The following is a 23,499-nucleotide window of genomic DNA, read 5'->3' on the forward strand; positions in this document are numbered from 1 at the left end:
GTGGGAATCATGCTCATAAATACAGAAAAAAAGTATTTTTATAAAGCTTTTGGTTTAAAGATTATAAGTGAAATATATCTTCCAGAACTAACGGGGGTTGGTGATGAAGGAAGCGTAGAAATTGAAATAAAAATGGGGAACTTGTCTAGTGAATGGAATAATTTTAATGAAGGGCAACGAAAAATTATTGTTTCAGGAAATATTGTCATGTTTCAAATACCTAATCTAGCAACATTCTGTATACAAGAAGGAAAAAGTATTATCGTCTCTCCCATAAACGGATTTGATATAGATAAAATTAGACTGTATATACTTGGGACTTGTATGGGAGCCCTCTTAATCCAAAGGAGGAAACTTCCTTTACATGGAAGTTCAGTAGCTATTGATGGAAAGGCCTATGCTTTTGTTGGGCAATCAGGTGTGGGGAAATCAACTCTAGCATCAGCTTTTATTAGAAAGGGATATCAACTTTTAAGTGATGATGTAATAGCTATATCTCTTTCTGATGGAAACATACCGATGGTAGAACCTTCTTATCCTCAACAAAAGTTATGGGAGGACAGTTTGAATAACTTTGGAATGGAGACCGCTCATTATTGTCCATTGTTTGAAAGAGAAACCAAATATTCTGTTCCATTACATTCTCAATATTATAATAAGTCTCTTCCCTTGGCCGGTGTTTTTGAACTTTCAAAAGAGGATTGTAAAACAATTGAGCTTAAGCCAATTACAGGTCTAGGTCAATTTCGTACTTTACTAAATCAAACATTTCGCAGTTCCCTAATCGAAAGGATGGGGTTGATGGAATGGCATTTTTATTATTCCTCGCATATTATCAAACATATTAATATGTTTCAATTACGGCGACCCATTACAAAATTCACAGCAAATAATATGGTATCAACAATAATAGATAAATTAAATGAAAAGGGTGAAATTTGATGATTAGTACACAGAAGTTGCTAGAAGATTCGCTTATAGTTCAGGGGCAAGGTAATATTGTAAGCGATATGGATGGGGAAAAAGTGATGTTAAATATTGAAAAGGGAAAATACTATAATTTAGGAGAATTAGGAGGGTCAATTTGGGATTTGATGAAAGAACCTATTACTTTTGATCAATTGGTTACTGAGTTATTGACTCAGTATGATGTTGATAATGAAGTGTGTGTAGACCAAGTTACTGACTTCTTAACGCAATTGAATGATGAGGGATTAATGAAAATTGTAGATAATAGAAATTCATAATTTTCAAGTAGTAGGAGGGAAGTATGAACGTTTTAAGAAAAGTTAGATCTTTTACAAAACTAAATATGGAAACTAAGTTGCTTCTTATTGAAGCATTTATTTATTTGGGAAAGGCCCGCTTTCTGAAAAGAATGCCATTTTCAAAGGTGGCACCATTATTAGGAGATCAAATGGAGGAGACATCTTTAAACCCTGATTTTTTTAATAGAGAAGTATTAGCCAGTATATCTAAAGCCATTCATATTATGAGCAGCTATACATTTTGGGAAAGCCAATGTCTTGTAAAAGCAATTGCTAGCATGAAAATGCTGGAAAAAAGAAATATTGAAAGCACTCTTTATTTAGGTACAGCCAAAGATGAGAATGGACTGCTCATCGCACATGCTTGGTTACGAAGTGGTTCATTTTATATATCGGGTGCTGAAGGGAAGGAAAGGTTTACGGTTGTTGCTAAATTCGCCAAAAGAATAAGCATCAATAAACCTATATAAACCTCAAGATTAGAATGAAATAGAATAGTTCTATTAAAATTTGTACTATATTATGGGAAGAAGATCTTTTTTGGGGCATTTAGTGTGTATGTCGAGTTAGTATGTTCAATGAATTTGTCTGGAAAATGACGGAATTATCCATAATACAAGTTTTTTTGAATTAATCCAAATATGGATTTTCCTCGTATATTAAAAATCAGTTAAAAGTGATTTTCTTAATACATAAAGTTCTATTTCTTATGAAGTGACTCTCCCATTACTCAACTAACTAACGATATTATTGCATGTGGAAAAACTAAGATATTTTATCGTGTGATGGGAGGAATAAAATTTGAAGCAACTCCTGTACTTTATAAAACAAATACAAAATTTTTCGGGAAAAATTCTATACATCAACCTTTTTTGTATGATTATAATCAGTTTATTAGAAGGTGTGGGAATTTTTCTGTTAATCCCATTAATTGGAATAACGGGGATTTTGAATGCAGATGCAGAGGAAGTTCCTTTTTTAAGTTGGATTAATGAAGTATTCCTTGGTATTCCTGAAACGATTAGCCTGTTCCTCATATTAGGAATTTACGTTCTAATAATGGTCGGACAAAGCTATTTTAAGCGGAATCAAACAATCTTAGGTGTGAAAATCCAACAAGGATTTATTAGTCATTTAAGAGAAGAAACTTATAAGAGTCTACTTCAAGCAAATTGGGAGTTTTATTTAAAAAAAAGAAAATCCGATATCATAAATTTGATGGCAAATGAAATTTTTCGTGTAAGCGCTGGTACCCACTTATTTTTCCAGTTATTATCCTCTATTACATTTACAATCATCCAAATAATATTTGCGTTTTATTTGTCGATTAAAATGACTAGTTTTATATTGTTTTTTGGAATAATCCTCATCTTCTTCTCTAGGAAATTTGTTAAAAAGTCACAGTCTTTAGGGAAAGAAACCCTACATCTGACACAAACATACTTAGCGGGTATTACTGATCATTTTAACGGTATTAAGGATATTAAAAGTAATTCATTAGAGATAACTCATTTAAATTGGTTTTTCTCTTTAAGTAAAAAAATGGAGCGAAATATGGTTGAAATTACAAAAGTAAATTCAACTTCTCAGATGACCTTCAAAATTGTATCTTCAGTCTTAATTGCCATTTTTATGTTTTTTTCAATAAAAATGTTCATGGCCCAGCCAGCACAATTAATGCTGATCATGGTTATTTTTTCAAGATTATGGCCAAGGTTTACAAGTATCCAATCTAATTTAGAACAATTAGGATCTACTCTTCCATCTTTTAAAGCATTGTTAGATTTACAAAATGAATGTAGGGAAGCAAGAGAGTTATATGAATCCGATTATAAAAATATAAAGTCAATCGAAATAAAAAAAGGGCTAGATTGTCGTCATGTTTATTTTAGATATAATCCTAATGAAAGTACCTATGCCCTTAAAAATATAAATGTACACATACCATCTAACCGTATGACGGCTATAGTAGGCCGATCAGGGGCAGGAAAAAGTACTTTAATTGATCTATTAATGGGATTAAATCAACCTGATCGGGGTGAGGTCAGAATAGATGATATCCAACTTACTAGTGATCACTTATTATCACTAAGGAAATCGATTAGTTATATACCGCAGGATCCCTTTCTATTTAATGCAACTATACGGGAAAATTTGATGATTATTGACCCTGAGGCAAGTAATGAATCCATATGGGAGTCTTTGGAGTTCGCTGCTGCTGCTGATTTTGTCAGTAGGCTTCCACAAGGTCTTGATACACTCATTGGTGACCGGGGAGTTCGACTGTCAGGAGGAGAAAGACAGCGACTTGTACTGGCTCGAGCCATTTTACGCAAACCGGCCATCCTTGTCTTAGATGAGGCAACAAGTGCATTAGATACGGAAAATGAAGCGAAGATACAAGCCGCCATCGAAAGATTAAAAGGGACCATGACCATCATAGTTATTGCTCATCGGTTATCGACGATTCGTAATGCGGATCAAGTATTGGTTATGGATCAGGGAGAAATTATTCAAGTCGGTGAATATAACCAACTAGCGAGTGAAAAAAGAGGGATGTTTAGCAATTTACTAGGCATCCAAATGGAATCAAGTATGTGATTCTCTAATTCAATCCGACTTGCCGACCTTACTTTATAACATTGAGTAGACACAAAAAAATGAATTTCTATTATGATGATTAATCAATCGAATAATGGGTATTATTATATGAATTAAATAAAGAGTAACTATTTAAAAGTAATGACTCATATCTAGAGAGCGGTTGCTCTATTGACTGGGTTAATTTAAGAAAGGGTGAATTTTTTTTAAAATGCCTTTATACCAAATGAGAGAAATATGGACACCCTTAAAATTAGTTGGAGTTAAGTTTTTTAAATCAGATGATCGTAGTATTTTCATCAAGGTTTTTAACCAACATCGAAGAAGGTTAAAGTGAGAGAACAGAACTAGAAAAGTCATCATATCAATGGAAAATATAAGAATATGTACACATGGGGAAGGCTGTTAATCAGCCTTCTTTTTTATGAACTGTTTTCTAATCAACTACAAACTGTTTCTATTCCTTTTGTTTAAATGGAATTAATTGGTGTGTTAAAACAGGAACAAGTTCACAATAATAAAAAATCATATAAATGAGTGATATTTTATATAAATAAACCTAGTAATTTTGTAGGGGACTATTGTGGGGAACGTTTTTAAGCTTTCCGTTGTGGTTGTCATTTTTCGGTTGGATCAAAATTATAATGAATTTTATAAGATAAGAAATTAAAGACTCGGAATAAAAAGTTACATTGGAGATCGAGGACTTCGACTGTCAGGAGCAGAAAGACAGGGTCTTGTACTTGCGCGAGCAAGTAGAAAACAGTGACAAAATCCAAGGTTTAATAGTAGGGAAATGGCAGGCATCACACAAAGACAGTTGTTATTGTGTGGTGCCTGCCTACTTAAGCTGTATCACTTCAAATATTAGTTGGGTATGCACCACTAAAACAGGCTATACAGCGACTGCTAGTTTCTACAAGATCCACATCTACTGCCTCTAATAACCCATCGGTGCTTAAAAAGGCTAAGGAATCTGCCCCGATCACCTGTCCCATAGCTCGTTCGTGTTCGTGTTTGTTGGCAAATAGTTCTTCCTTAGTTGGCATGTCCACTCCATAAAAACAAGGGTTTTTAACCATGGGTGAACTAATTCTTACATGGACTTCCTTGGCCCCTGCTTGCCGAATCAATTGGACAATGCGCTTGCTTGTGGTTCCCCTAACAATCGAATCATCGACTAATACCACCCTTTTTCCTTCCAAAATTTCTTGCACAGCGCTTAATTTCAGTCGAACAGCTAAGTCGCGCAATTCTTGAGTGGGCTCAATAAATGACCGACCAGCATAAGGGTTTTTAATAATCCCCATTTCATATGGAATTCCTGATTGTTGAGAAAAACCAATGGCGGCTGGGACGCTTGATTCGGGAACTGCAACGACAACATCAGCTTGTGTCGGATGTTCTTTTGACAGAATTTTACCTAATTCCTTCCGGATTGTTAAGACACTTCTTCCTTGAATAACGCTATCTGGACGGGCAAAATAGACAAACTCAAAGGAACAAAGGGAAACCTTACCTTTTTCTGCAAATCTTCCAGTTTGAATGCCATTTTCATCTATAAGAAGCCATTCACCCGGTTCAACATCACGCCAGAACTTAGCATCAACCGCATTTAAAGCGCATGTTTCTGAGGAGGCGATGATTGATTCACCAATTTTTCCGAGGCTAAGCGGACGTAACCCATGACGATCCAGGGCAATGAGCATTTGTTTTTCAGTCATTATAATCAAGGCAAATGAACCGTCGATACGTTTAAGCATATCAGGTGCGCTTTCTGCGAAATGCTTTTTGCTTGAACGAGCTATTAAGTGAGCGATAATTTCAGTATCGGTCGTTGTTTGAAATATGCTTCCCTGCTGTTGTAACACATCCCGTTCTATCCTTGCATTTACGAGGTTGCCATTATGAGCAACAGCCAGGTCCCCCTCGCTATATTTAAAAACGAGCGGTTGTGCGTTTTGCAGTAAACTTTCACCAGAAGTTGAATATCGTACATGTCCAACGGCCATATTTCCGCTTAGTCCATCAAGGATGTCCCGTGAAAATACTTGGGTAACTAAGCCCATTCCCCTGTGATTCCTGAATGATTTCCCATCACTAGCCACAATTCCTGCACTCTCCTGACCACGGTGTTGAAGTGCATGAAGTCCGTAATAAGTTAATTCGGCTGCTTTGGGGTGATTAAACACTCCAAATACCCCGCATTTCTCCTGCATTTCTGAATCCATTTTTCTCTTCCTCCCGTTGATATCCTTTTTGTTATTTTTGGCAAAAGGTGAATTTCTATCCTTCTTATTTACTAATCGGTAAATGGATATGGGATTAAACAAATTGCAGCCATAAGACAGTTCTATGTAACAGGTAAGGATAATTGCTTTGCATTATTGAGTGAATATCTTGGTATAAAAGACTTTTGGATATAATGGAATATTTTGAATTAAATAGTTACTAGAGTTCACGAACAGTCAGGTTACAGCCATATTATGGTTGTCATGCTGGCTTTTTTTCTTAGGGGAAATAAATTAAAACTGAATCACTTAGCCCACTTATTTCGAAATATTATTTTTGTGGAATATCAAATTCAAGCTTATTATAGCTATTATAAATCTATTTTTAATAAAAGAGTTGTAAAGAAAGCGCATTATACCAGTGTTTTTCATTTGTAATGTCACTTTTTGATGAATGATGTTGAAAAATGACAGAAAAAAACGAATAGTATTAAGAGCTATTTTTACGTTTTTAAGTATAATTAACGTTAATATAGATTTAATTAAGGGTAAATTCTTTGAGGGCATGATTAGTACCATGGAAACATGGATTCAAGCGATTTATTAATCTTGGTTAATAATTAATGTGAAATAATCTTGAGAAAGGCAAACCTATTGAAAAGTAGGGACGCAAAATTACAGGTCTAAGGCTAAATGCTAAGACGGCTGTGTTATCACAAGTTGGGTGGGATTCATCATGGAAGCTAACAATGAACGGGAAGAATGGGTTTATCTAATTTTAGAGGCTAAAAGTGTAGGGTTATCTATTGAAGAAGTGCGGGAGTTCATAAAAGTAAAATGAACGGGAAAAAGCAAATCAGGGGATAAATATTACGTTAGGGAAGGCTGTTACACAGTCTTCTTTTTTTTATTTTCATTATCGGAAAAAGACCGTAAAAGGTATCTAGAATAAAGAACATGGGAACAATAATAAAAAGGCAACCCTAATTGAGAGGGATTTTTATTATGGATGGACTTAAGGCTTTTATAAAGGGATTAATATGGGGAACTTTATTAAGTGTACCGTTATGGTTGTCATTTTTTGGTTGGATAAAAATAATCATGAATTTTATAAAGTAAGCGCTTAATATTTAGAATGCTAAAATGATACCTAGGCAGGATTAATCATGATGATCATAGAGTTTAGTTAATGTACCTAATGCTTTAGTCGTAACCTTCTGCAGTTTTGAGAAATATAACCTATAAAAAAATAGTTAATAATGCTTAATTGTTTTTAGTCGTGTACCGATACTACATTATAGAGATCAAGCAAAGGACTTCGCAACAGGCGATGTCAGATAGCTTCCATCAAAATAGAAGGAGATTATTTGATGACAAAAAATAAATTCACTACGTTCGAGGAAGTTTATGAAAAGAAACAAAGAAGCAAGAAAATTTTTATTGGAACTTATATTACCATTACATTAGTTTTAATTTCATTAATGACTTATTTTATGGGGCGATCATAACATAGGGTATCAAAGGGGCTGAGGAATTGGTCCTTTTTTTGTTTTTTATCCTCACGTATGTACTTAAATCTTACTAGTGTTCATTTCTAAAGAATATTTCAGAAATGTTAAAATTGGGTGAATTTTTAGCTGTTAATGTAGTTTCTGCTTGCCAATTCCCGCTTAATATGTGATTATCGAATAAATGAGCTATATTCCTTATTTTTGAAGAAAGGAATAGGACAACAGTATGAAATGGTGGCTCAATTATATATTGGAGTGGGAATTTCGAATGGATTTTTTTGATATTTTAAAAGACACTTTCGCCAAGGGTGAGTATGGACAGGATGTTACTGTAAATGAACTTGTTGAGGATATTAAGGAGAAGTTAAGCGGGATCATTGAACAACCTGATAGTATATGATCCGCAGATACTTCGCCCTTATTCTGCTCGTTTCATGGGCGATGATCATTTTCTTTTCTTGTATTGGTGGTGAAGGCGCCAAATGAATCTAAAAAATCATTTCCGATACCTATACTTTAGGAGCATGTCTTACAACATGCTTCTTTTTTATGGTTCTTCATTATATACATAATGGAATGATAACCTGTGAGGGTGATGAGGGTGAGGAGACAAAGTAAGATTCCCATCGGAGTATTCACGGCTATTCTCATGGTTTTAGCTGCAGGACCGTGTATCATTTTTCTTTTTCCGAGCGGATCAAAAAGCGTGGTTGAAGATTTCTATGAGTATGAAAGTGAAGCGGAGTTCGGGAAGTCCTGGGATTTGTTAAGTTCTGAAATGAAGCAGCGGTTTCCGAATCAGGCAGATTATGTGCAAAATCGGTCACATGTATTTTTACGGCATATGGAAGTGGAAACCTTTCAGTATGATGTAGGCCGTTCTAAGAAAGTGAAGAACTGGAGTCTGGATAAGGTTGGGAGGCAGCATAAAACGGCCTATGAAATTCCAGTTACACAGGTCTTCAATTCTCGCTTTGGGGTGTTCACTTTGGAACAAAATTGCTATGTCGTAAGAGAAAAAGGCGAATGGCGTTTGTTATGGGATTATCGGTTTGAATAGATTCCTCTCCTTTTTCAGGCTCAAGTTCGTTTTATTGAAAAGGGAGAGGCATGCTCTCATGTAATGCCGAATAGATTTACTTCTCATGAAACATATTTCATTCTTGAACGATCACTGATGGCTTTCAAAATAAACATTTTGTCCTGTGTGCTTAGCATAGCCCAGCTGCCTGCTTTGATTTTCATTTAAATCCACTCCTTTTGTTTAGGTTTATTTATTATAGTTGATGAATGTTGGTTGTGGAATTCCGGGTCCAAAGAATAATAGTGTCAAGTGATGAAAGTGGCAAGGGGAGAATGGATTTGTCAGCTCATATTAGATTATACCGTCTTTTTATGCCTAATAAACAACAAAAATTCCAACAAATCTCTACAATTGGTGTTCGTTTTTTGTCAGAATATTGGACGGAAAAAATGGAAAAGCTGTCAGGATGCGGGTCCGGACAGCTCTTTCATTTTTTCTTATTTGTTGGATAAATGTTCTTTTAATTCGGATTGTACCTTTTCTTTTTCTTCATCCGACACAATATTATAGTAGACTCCGTCGATTTTCGTTCCATTTCCTGGAATGGTTGCTTGGGTTATGCTTTTGCTTGCGTCCCTGTAGTTCTTTTGGATGTCCATCATGTCATCAAACGTCAAATTCGTCTGGATATTATTACCGAGTGCATCGAAGACTTCATTGTATTTCGTCAGAGAGGAAAGGCTTGCGCCTTCCTTGATGACTGCTTCGATGATGGCACGTTGTCTGGATTGACGGCCGAAATCACCACTCGGATCATCATGTCTCATTCTTGAATAGGCAAGGGCTTCTTTTCCGTTAAGCGTATGCGTACCTTTTGCAAAATGAATGCCATCAGATGTGAAGTCCAAATCGTTTTGAACGGTTACGCCGCCGACTGCGTCAACGATATCCTTAAAGCCTTCCATATTGATCTTCATATAATAGTCGATTGGGATATCAAGGAAGTTTTCAATTGTATCCATGGACATTTTTGCGCCGCCGAAGGCAAATGCATGGTTGATTTTATCCTGTGTACCATGACCGACGATCTCAGTCCGTGTATCACGCGGAATGCTCAGCATTTTGACCGATTTCTTTTGTGGGTTGACTGTCAAGACGATCATGGTATCTGAACGGCCTTTGTCGCCATCACGTTCATCGACACCGAGCATGAGCATCGAGAATGGCTCCTGATCTGATAGTGCAAGGTCTTTCGTGCGTTTATCGGTGGTACGGTCTATTGGTGTATGCATCGTGTCAACGGTTTTTGTCAGTGAATTCCATACGGAGTAGGCAAAGGCTCCCCCAGCTAATATAAAAAGTAGGACAATTATCCCGACTACCTTCAGCCATGTCCGTTTCTTTTTCTTCTTTTTTTCATGTCTCATATTTTACTTCCTTCCTCTTTTTGTAACCACTTCGTCTATTATATTGAATTTCAATATAAAAGAATAGTATATTTTGTTATTTTATAATACCTTTGGCATATTTTGGTGTAATTTAACTAGAACAATTCTTCATTTAAAGGGTTTAATGCTAAAGGAGTGGCTGATCGGAAAATCCACACTTCTTTGGTTATTGTTTGTGTAATTTGGCCTAGTGTTTATTCTTTTTGATCATCCGAATATTGGAAGTTTCAGGTCTTTTTTATATGTGTACATTGGTAATCATGATCTTACAGCAAGTATGCTGCCCTTCATGGTGTTTCACTCACGTTTGAAGTCGGGAAGATTTATGGGTTGTTAGGGGCTTAAAATTAGTGCTACCCTTTCTCGGGAGGCACCGGTCGTGTTATTGGATGAACCATTTTCAGGGTTGGATGTTATGGTCCGGGAGTCGATTGTACGGAGGGCTTGCTGTCATATATCGATTTTGAAAGGCAAATGGTTATCATGGCGACTCATGAAATCGAGGAAATCCAGAACATCCTTGATGAAGTTATTCTGATTAAGAATGGCGAGATCATCTCTAACGAAAATGTCGAGGACCTTCGCGAAAGTAGCGGGAAATCGGTGGTCAGTTGGCTAAAAGGACATCATGGCTAATAAGAAGGAAAAATAATAAAGTAGTTTCGGAAAAGGTTATTTTTTTGTTTGCAAGGAGAAAACCCTTTGAATCTAATGAATTTGACCAGGTAAAATGGATTCACTGAAAATTCCCAAATGAATGAGGGTTTTACTTTAAAATGGGTGATAAGCAAAGTCCCTAATAGAAAGAAGGCGCATATATATGCAGTACGGATATCCCTAAAGAATAAATAAATATTGGAGGCTAAAGAATAAATGGAATATTCAACTGAAAGTTCACCGTACGAAAGTAGTTCAACGGAAAGCTCATCAACCGAAAGCAGCTCAACGGAAAGCTCATCAGATGAAAGCAGCTCAACGGAAAGCTCATCAGATGAAAGTAGCTCAACAGAAAGCTCATCAGATGAAAGTAGCTCAACGGAAAGCTCTTCAGATGAAGGGAATTCAAATGAAATTCTTTCCGAGGCCGCAGAAGAAACTGAAAATTCAACTGAGGGTGAAGGGAATGGCAGTCCTCGGCGTGTGAATGTATTTAAGAAAATGTGGCTGGATAATATGATTAAAGCATCGAAGGGTATCTATAACGAAGATTGACTATACAGGTACAGCAACTAAAAAGTTGTTGTGCCTTCTTATGAAAATGGACATGCTCCTAGCCCTCGTATTGACATATCCTCTTACTGGATACGAGGAGACTAATTTTTCTGCGGCTAAAAGTACGCGGATGGCAATCTGCCATAATCTAAATTAAATGCTGTAAAAGTTATCAGGCTAGAATCTTATAGTGAAATGTTGTTTCTGCCCTTGATGAAACCCTTACAAATTGCGGACTGATTTCCGGGGAAAATTGGCCAAGCAAGGCGCTTCAAAGGAATTTAGCCTAAGCCTAATTAAGAAAGGCCTAGCCGGAGCGTTTGACTGACAGTTGTACATACTGCCTGTGGATGATGGACACAATGGCTCACTGGTGGGATTTAGGTTGCAAATGATTTCTATATATATTGGTCAGTATATTGAACTAGAACTCTCTGAAAAGATTCATATAGTTGGGATTTTAATAGAAGTAAGTTGTGAAAATATGTTCGGAAAGGAGAAATCTCTAATGTGCCGAAATGGAATGTAGCTGTACACTTTTCCCGTATCCAAACCAATAAATTGGTCGTGCATGTATCCGCAGATGATCAGTACGGTGAAAGATGGCATCATTGTGATGGTGAATGCTCAAGGGGAGTCGATTTTCGTCAACAGAAGGGCATGTTAGAATTTTTCATTTTCCACAATAAAGAAACTCCGGGTCTGAAGTGATCCGGAGTTATTTCTTTTTCTCGATATTTTCATAGACCGAGGCAAGGGCTTGTTCAAATTTCCCGCTCTTTTTCGGTTTGTAATATTTTTTGCTGCGCAGTTTGTCCGGTAAGTATTGCTGCTTCACCCAGCCATTCTCGTAGTCATGCGGATAAAGGTAGCCGATGCCGCGTCCGAGATCGGTGGCCCCTTTGTAATGGGCATCCTTAAGATGATCCGGTACATCTCCACTATGGCCGCTGCGAATGTCGGACAGAGCTGCATCAATGGCGACAATGGCCGTGTTCGATTTAGGGGATAGGCATAACTCGATCACTGAGTTGGCTAGTGGGATGCGGGCTTCAGGAAAACCGAGTCGTTCCGCGGCTTCGACTGCATTGAGGGCCCTGGGACCAGCCTGCGGATTGGCAAGACCTATGTCTTCGTAGGCAATGACCACCATGCGGCGGGCAATGCTGACAAGATCGCCGGCTTCGACCAAGCGCCCTAAATAATGAAGGGCTGCATGCACATCACTGCCGCGAATTGATTTTTGGAACGCCGACAGAACATCATAATGGGCATCTCCATCCTTGTCATGTGAGAAGCTTTTTTTCTGCATGCATTCCTCGGCAATTTGCAGATCTATATGAATCGTTCCGGATTCCTCGGGTTCGGTGGAAATGACGGCGAGCTCAAGAGCGTTAAGGGCACTGCGGACATCTCCGTTCGAAGCAGTCGCGAAATGGGTAAGGGCATCCAAGCTGACATCGGTTTTATACGCACCAAGTCCCCGCTCTTCATCATGGAGTGCCCGTTCCAGAGCTTTGGTTATATCATTGGTTTCCAATGATTTGAGCTCGAAAATCTGGCATCGGCTACGGATGGCCGGATTGATTGCATGATAGGGATTGCTGGTCGTTGCACCGATCAAGGTGATCATCCCGTTTTCAAGATAAGGCAATAGGAAATCCTGCTTGGCCTTATCGAGCCGATGAACTTCATCAAGCAGCAGAATCACTTTCCCGGACATCTTAGCCTCGGCTGCCACGATTTCCATATCCTTTTTATTATTGGTCACCGCGTTCAGCGTCCGGAAAGCAAACTTCGTGCTTCCGGCAATCGCACTTGCAATCGATGTCTTGCCAATTCCCGGCGGACCATACAGGATCATGGAAGAAAGCTGTTTGGCTTTCACCATCCTTGCGATAATTTTTCCTTCACCGACCAGATGCTCCTGCCCGATGATCTCATCAATCGATCGAGGCCGCATCCGGAAAGCAAGCGGTTTTATATTCATTGCGCACCTCTCCTTTTTATATAAGGTATCACAACTGATGGGGGAAATGCGCTGATTATGCAGTAAAAAGGGCGAATTCGTATGATGGTAGTCCGCTTGGTGATTTAATTTGTGCTGTGAGGTTGATGAATCGACCTACCAGGGCAAAAATCCGACCTATCCCCATAATAATCCGCTCGTATAAGCAAATAATCCGTCCTAACCCAAAATCCTGTCCCACACTCGATAATAATCCGCCATCCGATTGGTAACATTCCATTCTTTTCTCTCCTTTTTCCTACCTCTCCAATTAGGATAATTTGACAAATGGAGGGCGGGTGAATGCATTTCCAGCGGGAATATGCTATAATTTCAAAAGAATTTAGAAACGGATAAATAATTTGAGGTGTATATGTATGAAGATATCTACTAAAGGCCGTTATGGTTTAACGATCATGATCGAGCTTGCTAAACATTATGGAGAAGGCCCGAAGAGTTTGAAGTCGATTGCCCAGACGCATAATCTGTCGGAGCATTATTTGGAGCAGTTGATTGCGCCGCTTCGTAATGCTGGGTTGGTGAAGAGTGTCCGCGGTGCGTATGGCGGGTATGTCCTGTCTAAAGATCCTCAGGAGATTACTTCGGGTGACGTCATTCGTGTATTGGAAGGGCCGATTACCCCTGTTGAGGGAATTGAGGATGAGGAGCCGGTGAAACGTCAGCTATGGATCCGGATTCGCGATGCTGTGAAGGATGTATTGGATAATACGACGCTTATGGATTTGGCTAGCTACAAGGATACGGGTGAAATCGATTCTTATATGTACTATATTTAAGTGATTAGCAATGCGCCTATTATGTAGGCGCTTGCGTTTTTTAATGGAGGCGACAAAAAAGTGGACAGAATATATTTAGATCATGCTGCGACTTCACCGATGCATCCGAATGTGATCGATAGGATGATGACAGTCATGAGCCAAGACTTCGGAAATCCGTCGAGCATTCATGCTTTCGGGCGGGAGGCGCGCCATGTTTTGGATGAGGCGCGTTCGAGTATTGCATCGAGCATCGGTGCGGGGCGGAATGAAATCATTTTCACGAGCGGCGGAACCGAGGCTGATAATACGGCGATCATTGGTGTTGCGAATGCTTATAAAGAAAAAGGGAAGCACATCATTACTACGGAGATTGAGCATCATGCGGTTTTGCATACATGCCAATTCCTTGAGAAGTCTGGCTTTGAGGTCACATATTTACCTGTGAATGAAGCGGGGCTTATTTCAATTGCCGATTTAAAGGCGGCATTGCGGGACGATACGATTTTGGTTTCGGTCATGTTCGGCAATAATGAGGTTGGAACGATCCAGCCGATTGCTGAAATTGGACAGCTGCTCAAGGGGCATCAAGCCATTTTCCATACGGATGCGGTTCAGGCATATGGTTTGATCTCTATCGACGTCCGTGAGTTGGGTGTGGATTTGCTGAGTGTAACCGCGCATAAAATCAACGGTCCCAAAGGAATCGGTTTTCTTTATATTCGTGAAGGCTTGAAGCTGAATCCGCATTTATATGGCGGGGAACAAGAACGCAAGCGCCGTGCTGGTACGGAGAGCGTGCCGGCAATTGCCGGTTTTTCAGAAGCCGTTTTAATTGCACAAAGCACGATGGAAAAGAAAAAGGAGCAATACAAGCGATTTAAAGACGTATTGCTTGCCGTCTTTGATGAGGCGGATGTACAATATGAAATTAACGGATCTATGGAACAGTCGCTGCCGCATTTACTGAATGTCAGTTTTCCGGGTACGAATGTGGAATCGATGCTCGTTAATATGGACTTGGCAGGTGTTGCTGTATCGAGCGGATCCGCTTGTACTGCTGGGTCAATCGATCCGTCGCATGTGCTTGTGGCGATGTTCGGGAAAGATTCGGAGCGGACGAAGAATTCGATTCGTTTCAGCTTCGGTCTGAACAACACGGAAGAGGAAGTAAGGCAGGCGGCCGAAACCACCGTTAAAATCGTTAATAGATTAGTGGGAAGATAATTCCTGCTTTAAATAAATGAGGTGACAGAATGAGAAAAGCACCACAGGACACCCGCGTTGTCGTGGGTATGTCAGGAGGCGTGGATTCTTCTGTGTCAGCCCTGCTATTGAAGAATCAAGGCTATGATGTGGTCGGGATTTTCATGAAGAACTGGGATGATACAGATGAAAACGGAGTCTGTACGGCAACGGAAGATTACAATGATGTCATTGCCGTTTGTAATCAAATCGGCATCCCTTATTATGCGGTCAATTTCGAAAAGCAGTATTGGGATAAAGTTTTCACTTATTTCTTGGATGAGTATAAAGCGGGCCGTACCCCGAATCCGGATGTAATGTGCAATAAGGAAATCAAGTTCAAGGCTTTTCTTGAACATGCCGTAAGCCTTGGTGCCGATTATGTGGCTACAGGTCATTACGCACAGGTTGAATACCGGGATGGCGAATACAAAATGCTTCGCGGTGTCGATAATAATAAAGATCAAACGTACTTCTTGAACCAGCTTACACAAGAACAGTTGGAAAAAGTCATGTTTCCGCTTGGACACATTGATAAGAAGGAAGTCCGTGAAATTGCGAAAGAAGCGGGTCTTGCCACGGCAACGAAAAAAGATTCTACAGGGATCTGTTTTATCGGTGAACGCAATTTCAAAGAGTTTTTAAGCAACTACCTTCCAGCTCAGCCCGGTGATATGGTCACGATGGATGGCAAGGTCATGGGCAAGCATGACGGATTGATGTATTACACCATCGGTCAGCGTCACGGTCTAGGGATTGGTGGCAGCGGCGAACCTTGGTTTGTTGCAGGAAAAGACTTGAAACGCAATGTTCTATATGTGTGTCAAGGCTTTGATAATGAGGTGCTGTATTCCAATTCCCTTCGTGCAGTGAATGTCAGCTGGGTAGCGGAACATATACCTGCGGGTGAATTTACTTGTACGGCAAAGTTCAGGTACCGTCAAGATGATAGCGGTGTGAAGGTGAAGGTCTTGGACAATGGTGATGTCGAAGTCATCTTTGACGAGCCAGTCCGCGCGATCACACCTGGACAAGCAGTCGTATTCTATGATGGTGAAGTGTGCCTTGGCGGCGGTACGATTGATGAAGTATTTAAAAAAGGTGAAAAACTGACTTACGTAGGGTAAAATAAGCATGTCCCCAGCTGTGTTTGCGGTTGGGGACTTCTTTTGGATTGCGGGTGTACCGCCTGAATTCGACCACTGGCTTATGCTATACTTTTTAATATAAAAATGGAGTGTGAATGGATATGGATAAGAATCAACAAGGAATTGAATTTATGCAGCAAGGGAAATACGAAGAAGCGGCGAAAGTTTTTAATGAGGCGATCGAGGAAAATCCGAATGAGCCTGTTGCTTACATAAACTTTGGGAATGTATTGACTGCCGTGGGTGAAACGGATAAAGCGGTCAAGTTTTACAAAAAGGCGATTGAGCTGGATGAAAATGCAGCAGCGGCTTACTATTCATTAGGAAACTTATATTATGAATCCGATTCTAAATTAGTCGAAGCGAAGGATATGTTTGAAAAGGCAATCCGTTTGGGACTGGATAACAGCGATGCTTACTTCATGCTTGGATTGACATTGATGGCGTTAGATCAGCCGAAATTGGCGATGCCTTATTTACAGAGAACGGTGGAGCTGAGCCCTGAGGACGTTGATGCGAGATTCCAATATGCGCTTTGTCTAGCTAATGCGGAATTATATGATGAATTGATCAATCAACTGAATTTAGTTGTGGAACAGGATCCGGGCCATGCGGATGCTTATTATAATTTAGGCGTTGCGTTTGCAGGGTATCGTGAGGATGCGAAAGCTGCGATGGTTTATTTTGATAAGGCATTGGAAGCACAGCCTGACCATATGCTTGCTGCGCACGGTAAGAAACTGTTGGAAGAAATGAATGCTGAGTAAATAAAAAGCATATGCATGGAAAGGTGGGGAGAAGCGTTGAGCCAGCAAGATTCGTTGGATTTGTTTTCAGAAGAGAAAATGTTCATGAAAGGAAGTCATTTAGTGACGATCTTTCATAATGAAGAAAATATGTACTCGGTTGTAAGAATCCGTGTGCATGAAACGAATCTGAATTATGAAGAGAAGGAAGCGGTCGTAACAGGTTATTTTCCAAGGATGCATGAGGATGAGATCTATATTTTTTATGGGGCCATGAAGGAACATCCGCGTTTTGGCCTTCAATTTCATGTAGAGCATTTTCGCAAGGACCTGCCTCAATCCAAGGAAGGCATCGTCAGTTATTTATCAGGTGACCTTTTCAAGGGCATTGGGAAAAAAACAGCCGAAAGCATTGTGGAGACACTGGGTGAAAAGGCCATTTCAAAAATTCTGGCTCAGCCTTCGCTACTTGATGATATTCCGAAGCTATCCGGGGAAAAGGCAAAGGGCCTCTATGATACATTAGTCGAGCATCAAGGTCTGGAGCAGGTGATGATCGCCCTGAATCAATATGGCTTCGGTCCGCAGCTGTCGATGAAGATCTATCAAATGTATAAACAGGATACGATCACGATGGTTCAGGGAAATCCGTATAAGCTCGTAGAGGATATTGAAGGGATTGGTTTTGGACGGGCGGATGAGCTTGGGCATCAGCTGGGCATTTCCGGCAGCCATCCCGACCGAATCAAGGCTGCGTGCTTGTATACGCTTGAATCACAATGCCTCCAGGACGGGAATATCTACATAGAAGCTGAGCAGTTATTGGAAGCGGTCAAGCGGCTGCTGGAGGAAAATAAACGGGACCGCATTGAGTTCACGAACATTTCCTCGGAAATAATCGAATTGACGCAAGAGAGGAAAATAGTTGTCGAGGATCGACGAATTTATCCGCCTTCGCTATTCTATTCGGAAAAGGGAATCGTCATGAACATCAAGCGGCTGCTTGCTCAAACCGAGTATGAGGACCAGTTCCCGGAATCGGAGTTCTTGCTGGCACTTGGGGAGCTGGAAGAGCGGCTGGATGTTTCCTATGCCCCGGCCCAAAAGGAAGCGATCCAGACAGCCCTGCAATCACCGATGTTAATTTTGACGGGCGGACCGGGTACCGGTAAGACGACAGTCATCAAAGGCATCGTTGAGCTATATGCAGAGCTGCATGGTGTATCCATGGACATGAACGATTATAAAAAAGAAGGAAGCGATCCGTTTCCATTCGTACTTGCGGCTCCTACTGGCCGTGCAGCGAAACGCATGGCCGAATCGACTGGGCTCCCAGCTGTCACGATCCACCGTTTGCTGGGGTGGAACGGGAGTGAAGGCTTTTCCCATGATGAGGATAATCAGCTGGATGGCCGTATCGTAATCATCGATGAGGTTTCGATGGTGGATACGTGGCTGGCACATCAATTGTTTAAAGCTCTGCCGGAAAATGTCCAAGTGATATTGGTTGGTGATGAAGATCAGCTGCCATCTGTTGGCCCTGGGCAGGTTTTAAAGGATTTGCTTGCATCGAATTGTGTACCGACTGTCAGTCTGGAACATATTTATCGTCAAGCTGATGGCTCATCGATCATTGAATTGGCCCATGAAATCAAAAAAGGCAGACTTCCGGATGATGTCACGAAACAGCAGGAAGATCGATCGTTCATTCGCTGCCAAACCGGCCAAATCGCCCAAGTAATCGAGAAAGTGGTTGCCAATGCCAGGACGAAAGGCTTCACGGCCAAGGATATACAGGTGCTGGCTCCCATGTATAGAGGGCCTGCCGGGATTGATGCACTGAATAAAATGCTTCAGGAAGTGTTCAATAGCAATGCGAATGAAAAGCGGCGGGAAATAAAATTCGGAGACGTGATATACAGAACGGGAGATAAGGTGCTTCAGCTGGTGAACCAGCCAGAGGAGGGTGTCTTTAATGGCGATATGGGTGAAATCGTGTCCATATTGTTCGCTAAAGAAAATACCGATCATGTCGATAAAGTGATCATATCATTCGAAGGCATTGAAGTCACTTACACGAAACAGGACTTGAACCAGATTACACATGCATATTGCTGCTCTATCCATAAGTCGCAGGGAAGCGAATTCCCCATTGTCATTTTACCTGTAGTGAAAAGTTATTATCGGATGCTCCGCCGTAATTTATTGTATACGGCGATTACCCGCAGTAAAAATTTCTTGATCCTTTGTGGTGAAGAAGATGCATTCCGTTTAGGGATTGAGCGTAATGATGAGATGCGCCGCAAAACGACTTTGCGTGAAAAGCTGCGGGAGATTTTGAGTGAAGAAGAAATGCCGGTGGAAAAGGAAGAGGTATCTCAACAATCAAGTTATCTTGATATTCTCATGCAAGCTGACCCGATGATCGGGATGGAGAATGTCACTCCTTATGATTTTATGTAGCTGTTCTTTCTGATGAATTTTGTTTAGAATTCATAGTTTTGGTGGAACTAATATAGAATATAACTTATATGTGAAAGAGTAGGGGGGATTTGATGAAAAAAGGTTGGATAATAGGAATAGTCGTTGTCGTTTTACTGGTCATTTATGGGGCATCTTCGTACAATGGCCTTGTAAGTGCCAATGAAGACGTCGACAATAAATGGTCACAGGTGGATAACCAATTAAAACGAAGAGCGGATTTGATTCCGAATCTTGTCGAAACGGTGAAGGGTTATGCTTCGCATGAAACGGAAGCCATTAAAGCGGTAAGTGATGCACGCTCGAAGCTGGCTGGTGCCAATTCGACTGAAGATGCGATTGACGCCGATCAAGAATTGAGTGGGGCCTTGAGCCGTCTTTTGGTGGTTGTCGAGAACTATCCGGATTTAAAGGCCAATGAGAACTTCAAGGGTCTCATGGATAGTTTGGAAGGAACGGAAAATCGGCTGACGGTAGCACGAAAAGACTATAATGATGAAGTTACCAACTATAATAAAATGATTAAACGCTTTCCGAAGAATATGATGGCAGGAGCGTTCGGGTTCGATGCCAAACCATATTTTGAAGTGACCGATCAAGAAAAAGAAACGCCAAAGGTTGATTTCGGGAGCGATAAATAATGAAAAAACTCGCTGTGTTTGCGCTATTCTTCATTCTCACGTTCAGTTTAGCAAACGTGGCCGCAGCACAACCTAACATTCCTGAACCAGTTGGGGATATATATGTTCAGGACTTCGCGGGAGTCCTGGATGATCAGGAAAAATCCGAACTCATCGAACTTGGGAAACGATTGGATGATGCCACAAAAGCACAAATTTCCGTTTTGACGGTCGATTCGATGGAAGGTTCCGAGATCGAAGAGTACTCGGTCGAGGCATTGAGATCATTCAAGCTTGGGGATGCCGAGCTGAACAATGGAGTCCTCATTGTGCTGGCCATGGAAGAACAGAAAATCCGTATTGAAGTGGGGTACGGTTTGGAAGGGGCCATTACCGATATAAAATCTGGACAGATTTTGGACAATGTGGCTATCCCCGCGCTGAAAGAGGGTAAATATGATGTTGCCCTGACGGAAACCTATAAGGCCGTATATAACGATGTCACGAAAGAATACAACCTAGGTGACGAGTTTTATCAAGATCTCTCCGTTCAGCCCGAGGCAGAAAACTTTCAGCCATCAGGTTTACAGATTTTCCTCATTATCATCACAGTCATCATCGTATTCATCCTCGATGCCAAGTTCTTTAAAGGATTTTTCCTTCAAACGCTAATCAATATCCTTTTACTATTCATCAGTCGCGGAGGCGGCGGTGGCCGTGGAGGCGGCAGCGGCGGTCCACGAGGCGGCGGCGGAGGAAGTTCCGGTGGCGGAGGAGCCAGCAGGGGATGGTAAAGCAGGTGAATCTGACCGGGAAACCGGTCTTTTTTTTATGCCTGGTCCCTGTATTTCCAGAAGATCGAGCAACAATGGAAAACCTTTCAGCACATCTATTTTCAACAGAAAGAGATAATAAAAATGTTCGGAAAGGCGGGATGACCTTGCGGACGTTTTCATTATTGAAAGGGATGCCGGTTTTTACAATCAAAGGAGAAAGAATCGGCACGGTCCACGATTTATCAATTTCTGAAATGGGTCAGGTAACAGGGTTGGTCGTTCATCAACAAGCATTGTTCAAAAGAGCTTTTCATTTGAAACTTGACGATATTTCTTCATTCGGTCCAGATGGGATCGTCATCATGCAACAGGATTCAACCTTAAGGAAAGTGCCTGCGGATTCCATTTGCCTTTCGAAGGACGAATTATTGGGACGCATGCTTTTTTCAGAAATGGGCGAAGAGCTTGGTTTACTGCAGGATGTATATTTCAAGGAGAAAATGGGCACGATTATAGCGTATGAAACAACGGATGGGTTTTTCTCGGAGTCGACAGTGATAGAATCAAAACAGCCGCCTGCATTAGGGAAGGATACCATCATTGTTTCAGTTTATGAACAGTGAGGTGTCCATTTTGGAAATTAAATGTCCGAATTGCCGCAGTAAAGATGTTGGGAAGATTGGCGTAAATCAATATTATTGTTGGAATTGCTTTATTGAAATGACTCTATCCGAAGGGCTCATTAATACGCACCAGGTCGAGGAAGATGGAAGTTTAAGCTCATTGGACGATTTGTTTGAGGAAAATGACCGCCGCTTCAGTATGTAATTAATGGAAGAGGTGTTTGCAATGGCTAGACGTTCACGCAATACTCTAATGAATATGGGTTCGGACTTGATGAACTCGAAGATGTTTAAACGGAACATGAAGAAAATACGCAAAAGATTAAAGTCATTATTATAGCAGGAATGGGTGTCCTGATAATGAGGGCACTCTTTTTTATGTATGAAAACCTTCCGCCTTTCGAAGAATAAATGAGCGGGAGGTGTTTATTGTGAGTATTCGTCTAAAGTGGTTTTATCGCCTGGGTTTTTTGTTGCTCTTATTTTTCGTTATCTATATTTTTATGAAACTTAAGCCCATGTGGGGACCTGCCGTTACTGTATGTGTGACGGTACTGTTGCCTTTTTTGATTGGCGCGTTCATCAGTTACTTGCTGCACCCTGTAGTGGAATATTTAAATGAGAAGGGGATGCGTCGCTGGCTTTCGATTACGATCATCTATTTGTTATTTTTCGGAGGAATCGGCTTTGCTGTTTATAAAGGTATCCCAATGATCGTCAGCCAGGTTCGCGAGCTGTCGGAAAGCGTGCCGGAACTGGTTGAACAGTACCGGGGCCGGATTGATAAACTCAATCATCAAACGGCGGCATGGCCATTCGGAATTCATGAAAGGTTCGAAGAGGGTGTCACCCTTTTCGAAGGGTGGCTGAAGCGTATACCTGAAAAGGCGATGGAGTATGCAATGAAGATGATTGATTTCATCGTCCTGATTGCGCTGATTCCATTCATTGCTTTTTATATCCTGAAAGATTTCACTGTTTTAAAAAAAATGGCATGGTATATGACCCCGAAAAAATGGCGCAAGCAGGGACGGGCATTCGTTCGTGATGTGGATGCGTCGCTTGGCGGCTATATCCGCGGTCAAATCATCGTCTGTGTCGTGATCGGTTTGATTTCCTCACTGCTCTTCTGGATAGTCGGAATGAAATATCCGCTTCTATTGGGGGCGATAATCGGAATAACGAATGTCATTCCGTATTTCGGACCGGTTATTGGGGCCATTCCTGCCGTGGTCATCGCCGCGACAATGTCAGTTAAAATGGTGTTGATCATCGCGGGCATCGTGCTTGTACTTCAATTTCTTGAGGGGAATATCCTGTCGCCGCTAATAGTCGGCAAAAGCCTCCATATGCATCCGCTGTTCATCATGCTCGCATTATTGGCCGGTGGTGAAATAGGCGGTATCGTGGGCATGGTCCTTTCGATTCCCATCTTGGCTGTGTTGAAAGTTTTTGTACTTCATGCCCGCGTTCACTTTAGAAAGAAGCCGCCCCTTATTGACAAATAAAAGTCTTGTGAATATAATCCATTACATAAGATAATTCGTTGAAGGATGAAGTATGCTGAAGTCCATCTAAAAGAGAGGGGTCCCCCAGGCTGAAAGGGACTGCCAGGTGAAGAGCAGCAGAAAGCTAGTCCTGAGAGCAGCTAATACCTGCCGTCATGCCGCGTTAAGGCTTTTATGAAGGTGATGGACCTGGGATGAATTCCTGCGTCCGTAATCAGGGTGGTACCGCGAGTCAACTCTCGTCCCTGTTTTTGGGATGGGGGTTTTTTTGTG

23 protein-coding genes, 1 pseudogene and 1 riboswitch are annotated in these 23,499 nt (G+C 40.9%); of the genes and pseudogenes, 20 read left to right on the top strand and 4 right to left on the bottom strand.

The window, feature by feature from the left end; all coding sequences use genetic code 11:
- Window positions 1–9 precede the first annotated feature (9 nt).
- From Q8G36_RS03455 to Q8G36_RS03470, 4 genes are all read left to right on the top strand, one after another.
- On the top strand, window positions 10–942 hold the full coding sequence (locus Q8G36_RS03455) for an aldolase (RefSeq protein WP_305158990.1): 933 nt from the start codon (window positions 10–12) through the stop codon (window positions 940–942).
- Complete coding sequence (locus tag Q8G36_RS03460; protein ID WP_305158991.1) at window positions 939–1,247, top strand: lasso peptide biosynthesis PqqD family chaperone; 309 nt, start codon at window positions 939–941, stop codon at window positions 1,245–1,247. Before Q8G36_RS03455 ends, Q8G36_RS03460 begins: the two co-directional genes overlap by 4 nt.
- Window positions 1,248–1,270: 23 nt before the next feature.
- A complete protein-coding gene (locus Q8G36_RS03465; RefSeq protein WP_305158992.1) occupies window positions 1,271–1,738 on the top strand; it encodes a lasso peptide biosynthesis B2 protein in 468 nt (155 codons plus the stop codon).
- A gap of 331 nt (window positions 1,739–2,069) precedes the next feature.
- Window positions 2,070–3,869, top strand: a complete 1,800-nt coding sequence (locus tag Q8G36_RS03470) for an ABC transporter ATP-binding protein (protein ID WP_305158993.1) — start codon at window positions 2,070–2,072, stop codon at window positions 3,867–3,869.
- 860 nt (window positions 3,870–4,729) lie between these two features.
- Here Q8G36_RS03470 and purF read toward each other — a convergent pair.
- On the bottom strand, window positions 4,730–6,100 hold the full coding sequence (gene purF, locus Q8G36_RS03475) for an amidophosphoribosyltransferase (RefSeq protein ID WP_305158994.1): 1,371 nt from the start codon (window positions 6,098–6,100) through the stop codon (window positions 4,730–4,732).
- Between the two features lie 634 nt (window positions 6,101–6,734).
- Window positions 6,735–6,818: riboswitch (cyclic di-GMP riboswitch) on the top strand.
- An 18-nt stretch (window positions 6,819–6,836) separates the two neighbouring features.
- On the opposite strand from purF, the gene Q8G36_RS03480 reads away from it, so the two are divergent.
- The 3 genes from Q8G36_RS03480 to Q8G36_RS03490 all read left to right on the top strand — a co-directional run bounded on the left by Q8G36_RS03480 (window position 6,837) and on the right by Q8G36_RS03490 (window position 8,671).
- A complete protein-coding gene (locus tag Q8G36_RS03480; RefSeq protein ID WP_305158995.1) occupies window positions 6,837–6,941 on the top strand; it encodes an anti-repressor SinI family protein in 105 nt (34 codons plus the stop codon).
- 938 nt (window positions 6,942–7,879) lie between these two features.
- Entirely contained in the window at window positions 7,880–8,011 is a 132-nt protein-coding gene (locus Q8G36_RS03485; protein WP_305158996.1) for a hypothetical protein, read from the top strand.
- Window positions 8,012–8,212: 201 nt separating this feature from the next.
- Window positions 8,213–8,671: a hypothetical protein gene (locus tag Q8G36_RS03490; RefSeq protein ID WP_305158997.1), complete on the top strand. Its 459-nt coding sequence runs from the start codon at window positions 8,213–8,215 to the stop codon at window positions 8,669–8,671.
- Between the two features lie 461 nt (window positions 8,672–9,132).
- Here Q8G36_RS03490 and Q8G36_RS03495 read toward each other — a convergent pair whose 3' ends face one another.
- Window positions 9,133–10,062 carry a LytR family transcriptional regulator gene (locus Q8G36_RS03495; protein WP_305158998.1) on the bottom strand — a complete coding sequence of 310 codons (930 nt, stop codon included), beginning with the start codon at window positions 10,060–10,062 and terminating at the stop codon, window positions 9,133–9,135.
- 361 nt (window positions 10,063–10,423) lie between these two features.
- Here Q8G36_RS03495 and Q8G36_RS03500 point away from each other — a divergent pair.
- The 3 genes and pseudogenes from Q8G36_RS03500 to Q8G36_RS03510 all read left to right on the top strand — a co-directional run.
- A pseudogene (locus tag Q8G36_RS03500) lies at window positions 10,424–10,719 on the top strand (ABC transporter ATP-binding protein); the annotation flags it as partial.
- Between the two features lie 237 nt (window positions 10,720–10,956).
- Window positions 10,957–11,295, top strand: a complete 339-nt coding sequence (locus Q8G36_RS03505) for a hypothetical protein (protein WP_305158999.1) — start codon at window positions 10,957–10,959, stop codon at window positions 11,293–11,295.
- Window positions 11,296–11,805: 510 nt separating this feature from the next.
- Window positions 11,806–12,006 carry a hypothetical protein gene (locus Q8G36_RS03510; RefSeq protein ID WP_305159000.1) on the top strand — a complete coding sequence of 67 codons (201 nt, stop codon included), beginning with the start codon at window positions 11,806–11,808 and terminating at the stop codon, window positions 12,004–12,006.
- Between the two features lie 7 nt (window positions 12,007–12,013).
- On the opposite strand, the gene Q8G36_RS03515 is transcribed toward Q8G36_RS03510, so the two are convergent.
- Window positions 12,014–13,285: a replication-associated recombination protein A gene (locus tag Q8G36_RS03515; RefSeq protein WP_305159001.1), complete on the bottom strand. Its 1,272-nt coding sequence runs from the start codon at window positions 13,283–13,285 to the stop codon at window positions 12,014–12,016.
- Window positions 13,286–13,340: 55 nt separating this feature from the next.
- The gene (locus tag Q8G36_RS03520) at window positions 13,341–13,544 is read right to left on the bottom strand and encodes a hypothetical protein (RefSeq protein ID WP_305159002.1); all 204 of its coding nucleotides are present in this window, start codon (window positions 13,542–13,544) and stop codon (window positions 13,341–13,343) included.
- Between the two features lie 136 nt (window positions 13,545–13,680).
- Here Q8G36_RS03520 and cymR point away from each other — a divergent pair, with 136 nt between their 5' ends.
- The 10 genes from cymR (at window position 13,681) to Q8G36_RS03570 (ending at window position 23,226) form a co-directional block, all read left to right on the top strand.
- Window positions 13,681–14,100, top strand: a complete 420-nt coding sequence (cymR, locus tag Q8G36_RS03525) for a cysteine metabolism transcriptional regulator CymR (RefSeq protein ID WP_034308657.1) — start codon at window positions 13,681–13,683, stop codon at window positions 14,098–14,100.
- A gap of 60 nt (window positions 14,101–14,160) precedes the next feature.
- The gene (locus Q8G36_RS03530) at window positions 14,161–15,306 is read left to right on the top strand and encodes a cysteine desulfurase family protein (RefSeq protein ID WP_305159003.1); all 1,146 of its coding nucleotides are present in this window, start codon (window positions 14,161–14,163) and stop codon (window positions 15,304–15,306) included.
- 29 nt (window positions 15,307–15,335) lie between these two features.
- Window positions 15,336–16,451: a tRNA 2-thiouridine(34) synthase MnmA gene (gene mnmA, locus Q8G36_RS03535; RefSeq protein WP_305159004.1), complete on the top strand. Its 1,116-nt coding sequence runs from the start codon at window positions 15,336–15,338 to the stop codon at window positions 16,449–16,451.
- A 122-nt stretch (window positions 16,452–16,573) separates the two neighbouring features.
- Window positions 16,574–17,239: a tetratricopeptide repeat protein gene (locus tag Q8G36_RS03540; protein WP_048681430.1), complete on the top strand. Its 666-nt coding sequence runs from the start codon at window positions 16,574–16,576 to the stop codon at window positions 17,237–17,239.
- 36 nt (window positions 17,240–17,275) lie between these two features.
- Complete coding sequence (locus Q8G36_RS03545; protein WP_305159005.1) at window positions 17,276–19,681, top strand: ATP-dependent RecD-like DNA helicase; 2,406 nt, start codon at window positions 17,276–17,278, stop codon at window positions 19,679–19,681.
- A gap of 89 nt (window positions 19,682–19,770) precedes the next feature.
- Window positions 19,771–20,340, top strand: coding sequence for a LemA family protein (locus Q8G36_RS03550; RefSeq protein ID WP_370694013.1), 570 nt, complete (start codon window positions 19,771–19,773; stop codon window positions 20,338–20,340).
- The gene (locus Q8G36_RS03555; RefSeq protein ID WP_305159006.1) at window positions 20,340–21,113 is read left to right on the top strand and encodes a TPM domain-containing protein; all 774 of its coding nucleotides are present in this window, start codon (window positions 20,340–20,342) and stop codon (window positions 21,111–21,113) included. Before Q8G36_RS03550 ends, Q8G36_RS03555 begins: the two co-directional genes overlap by 1 nt.
- Window positions 21,107–21,718: a PRC-barrel domain-containing protein gene (locus tag Q8G36_RS03560; RefSeq protein ID WP_305159007.1), complete on the top strand. Its 612-nt coding sequence runs from the start codon at window positions 21,107–21,109 to the stop codon at window positions 21,716–21,718. Before Q8G36_RS03555 ends, Q8G36_RS03560 begins: the two co-directional genes overlap by 7 nt.
- Complete coding sequence (locus tag Q8G36_RS03565) at window positions 21,708–21,923, top strand: hypothetical protein (RefSeq protein WP_063233024.1); 216 nt, start codon at window positions 21,708–21,710, stop codon at window positions 21,921–21,923. The genes Q8G36_RS03560 and Q8G36_RS03565 overlap by 11 nt, the downstream gene beginning before the upstream one ends.
- A gap of 226 nt (window positions 21,924–22,149) precedes the next feature.
- Complete coding sequence (locus Q8G36_RS03570) at window positions 22,150–23,226, top strand: AI-2E family transporter (RefSeq protein ID WP_305159008.1); 1,077 nt, start codon at window positions 22,150–22,152, stop codon at window positions 23,224–23,226.
- Window positions 23,227–23,499: the final 273 nt, after the last annotated feature.

The organism is Peribacillus frigoritolerans, assembly GCF_030676415.1.
Lineage (GTDB): Bacteria > Bacillota > Bacilli > Bacillales > DSM-1321 > Peribacillus > Peribacillus frigoritolerans_A.